The following is a 2,991-nucleotide window of genomic DNA, read 5'->3' as shown; positions in this document are numbered from 1 at the left end:
TCGAATCAGGCGTGGATTTAGGAGAAGTTGCAACTTTTCTAAAAAGCTCGAAAATCATTTTAAAGCCTTTGATTTGACTTTCTTTTACCTTAATAACGGATTTGTTTAACGCCAGCATACTTTTTGAAACACCACCTAGTGATTTATTTCGTCATCTTCAAGTTGGTCAAACTGAATGTCGTAAACGACGTATTTGGGTTGGTCGAGTGAAACTGTATATTAGTGCGCTACGATTAGAAGATGGAGAACTTTTACTTGTTGTTTCTCCTATGTTGAATGCTTCAGCTATTCGTGATTATGCATTACGCTGGGAAATCGAAACCTTATTTAGTTGTCTCAAAGGACGTGGATTCAATCTTGAAAATACTCGTTTAACAGACCCTAGACGAGTCAAGAAATTGATAGCAGTGCTAGCTATCGGTTTCTGTTGGTGCTATTTAACAGGTGAATGGCAACATGATCGAAAAAAAGCGATAAAAATAAAGGAAGCATGGACGACTTTCAGTAAGTTTATTTCGCTACGGTTTGGACCATGTTCAAATGGCTATTCTACGTTTGATTGGTTTTGGGAAAAAAGAAGAATTTAAGAAAGTGCTAGCAATTTTAAGAAAGAAAAAGCCTGATAGGACAAGGGCCCTATGAAATTTGTCGTGTACAGAGTTAAAATTGTTACAAAGCCGCATTTTATATACATTTTTAAATTATCAACTTTATTTAAAATATGAGTGCAGTTATTTTGATCAATAAAATTAGTTTGGGGGTTAGTCGTTATGTTGAGTCGCTTTTTAGTTATTTGCCTGAGTAGTATGTATATTTTTTCGACTTATACTCTTGCAGCTGAACCACAAAAATCACTTCCTCCTACCACTAACAATCTAAACAATTTAGCACTGTTAAACCAAGCCGACACATGGTCTTTAGATAATCTAAATAAAGCGGAGTGGTCGGACAATCTTGAAAAAGGCTATCTTCCTGTTTACGCAAAGTTACAAGTACTGTTGAGTCGCCATTACTCATCCTCAGGAGCAATTGATGGTACATGGGGGCTAAATACTGTGAAAGCCATTTCAGCTTTTCAGATTATGAAGAGTTTAAGTGGTGACGGAGTGTTAGATGCAAATACTTGGCGGCTTTTAAATGAAGGTACGACTCAACCGACGTTTATTGAGTACACCATTACCACACAAGACTTGAAAGGTCCTTATGCTCAATCGATCCCTGTGGATTATGCCGAACAGTCAAAAATGAAGGGCTTGTATTACACCCGTGTAACTGAAATGCTCGGTGAAAAATTTCATATGGATGAATTGTTTTTACAAAAAATTAATTCAGGTGCAAGTTTTAATAAAGTCGGCGAAAAAATTATTGTCGCAAATGTGAAAAATACATTGCCAAACAATACAAAAACCATCATCGCGCACAAAGGTTCAAAGCAATTGTATTTGCTCGACCAACAAAACAAGATGATTGCATCTTTTCCCGCAACGATTGGGAGCGAAGATAACCCTTCACCCACTGGCACACATTCCATCGGCAGTATCGTGTCAAATCCACATTATAGTTATAACCCTAAGAATTTTATTCAAGGTAAAAATCTTAGGCCATTAAGCCTCCCCCCAGGACCCAATAACCCTGTAGGAAATATTTGGATTGGTTTATCTCGACCTTCTTTTGGGATTCATGGTACGCCAAATCCCGCCTTAATTTCTAAAACAGCATCGCATGGTTGTATCCGATTGACTAATTGGGATGCTAATAACTTAGCTAAAGTCCTCCATAAGGGGTTAACTGTAATTTTCTTGGAATGAAAAAATTTACCTCGCTATTTGAAAAATCAAAATTTAGCAATCAAGCGCTTGCGTTCTCAAGCTCAATTCCTCTTGTCTCTTCCCACAAAGCCAAGATTTCGCTAGGCGTATACTTTTCCCACTTTTCATAGTTGCCAATAATTGGGCACTAACAAACAGCTCAATCTCGGAATACGTCCAATTTCCAGGAAGATTCCTCGGATACTTAGGTTTTTCATCTTTATGGTCTAAATAATCTAAATAATCTAAATAAGTCGATATTTTCTTAGCAAAAACAGTATCTTTAATAAACCTAGCGTTTTCATCACCCGATAGCTCTAAGGTGCGTAACCGATCACCTACAAATTTCGACTGATACCAAAACAAGCTCAAAATATGCTGTAAATCATATTTAAGAAGCATCCGCATTAAATCCAATTCCAAAGCATTATTTTTCTTTACAGGGATTTTTTGTATTGGCGAACAAAATCAAGCAAGGCATACACTTCATTTAATCTTTTATTTTTTATATATTTTTCAATTTCCTTGAAGTCTTTGATATAAACTTTTGAACCCATAATTTCCTCATACAGCTCAAAGGTCCACTGCTCTAGGTAATCGTAGCATTCAGGAATCACAAGATTTATGTCTGCCTTAAAATTTAAGGCTAAGTAAGTTTGAATTTCATGCGTTATATTTTCATTCAAATATTGTCTACAATCTGAATGTAGCTGGCGCAAATCAGCTTGTTTTTGTATAAATTCGTCAAATTCATTTGTTTTAAAAAGATAGCCTTTTTCAAATATTCTTTTTACAAGATCACCAGCACCATTGGCTTCGAGTTCAACAAATGAACGCCACTCATGTTGTGGCAAAACATTGTCTGTGCCAATCTTAATTTTGCTGAGCATAACATACAGAACTATTTTTTCTAAGTAACTGAGCTGCCGCTTCGGTGAATCTATTGGCTCATCTGACAATGTTGGAATACACAATTTAAACTCATTGAGATATTTGTTCATGTAATTTTGTACAGAGCGTCTACGGCAGTCATAGCATTCTAATTCTGGTGGTGTTTCAAAAAGTATGCTGGCGTTAAACAAATCCGTTATTAAGGTAAAAGAAAGTCAAATCAAAGGCTTTAAAATGATTTTCGAGCTTTTTAGAAAAGTTGCAACTTCTCCTAAATCCACGCCTGATTCGA

Annotated in this window: 3 protein-coding genes and 3 pseudogenes; 3 read left to right on the top strand and 3 right to left on the bottom strand. The window is 36.1% G+C overall.

Annotated features, from left to right (window positions below):
* From MF4642_RS16800 to MF4642_RS16260, 3 genes and pseudogenes are all read left to right on the top strand, one after another.
* Positions 1-109: pseudogene (locus MF4642_RS16800) on the top strand (IS1 family transposase); the annotation flags it as partial.
* A gap of 28 nt (positions 110-137) precedes the next feature.
* Positions 138-642, top strand: a pseudogene (locus MF4642_RS16265) (IS4-like element ISAba33 family transposase); the annotation flags it as partial.
* 128 nt (positions 643-770) lie between these two features.
* Positions 771-1,808, top strand: a complete 1,038-nt coding sequence (locus MF4642_RS16260; RefSeq protein ID WP_078426858.1) for a L,D-transpeptidase family protein — start codon at positions 771-773, stop codon at positions 1,806-1,808.
* 33 nt (positions 1,809-1,841) lie between these two features.
* Here MF4642_RS16260 and MF4642_RS16255 read toward each other — a convergent pair whose 3' ends face one another.
* From MF4642_RS16255 to MF4642_RS16795, 3 genes and pseudogenes are all read right to left on the bottom strand, one after another.
* Complete coding sequence (locus MF4642_RS16255; protein ID WP_227518568.1) at positions 1,842-2,210, bottom strand: hypothetical protein; 369 nt, start codon at positions 2,208-2,210, stop codon at positions 1,842-1,844.
* A gap of 35 nt (positions 2,211-2,245) precedes the next feature.
* A complete protein-coding gene (locus MF4642_RS16250) occupies positions 2,246-2,809 on the bottom strand; it encodes a hypothetical protein (protein ID WP_078426856.1) in 564 nt (187 codons plus the stop codon).
* A 73-nt stretch (positions 2,810-2,882) separates the two neighbouring features.
* Positions 2,883-2,991 (bottom strand): annotated as a pseudogene (locus MF4642_RS16795) (IS1 family transposase); the annotation flags it as partial.

The sequence above is a fragment of the Acinetobacter sp. MF4642 genome (genome assembly GCF_002018925.1).
Taxonomy (GTDB): Bacteria; Pseudomonadota; Gammaproteobacteria; order Pseudomonadales; family Moraxellaceae; genus Acinetobacter; species Acinetobacter johnsonii.
Note: the sequence above shows the minus strand (reverse complement) of the source record. Positions and strands in the feature narration are given on the sequence as shown.

What these genes read in the sequence shown, in the direction of transcription:
- MF4642_RS16260 (WP_078426858.1), top strand. Translation starts at nt 771, where the DNA reads ATGTTGAGTCGCTTTTTAGTTATTTGCCTGAGTAGTATGTATATTTTT.
- MF4642_RS16255 (WP_227518568.1), bottom strand. Translation starts at nt 2,210, where the DNA reads ATGCTTCTTAAATATGATTTACAGCATATTTTGAGCTTGTTTTGGTAT.
- MF4642_RS16250 (WP_078426856.1), bottom strand. Translation starts at nt 2,809, where the DNA reads ATGAACAAATATCTCAATGAGTTTAAATTGTGTATTCCAACATTGTCA.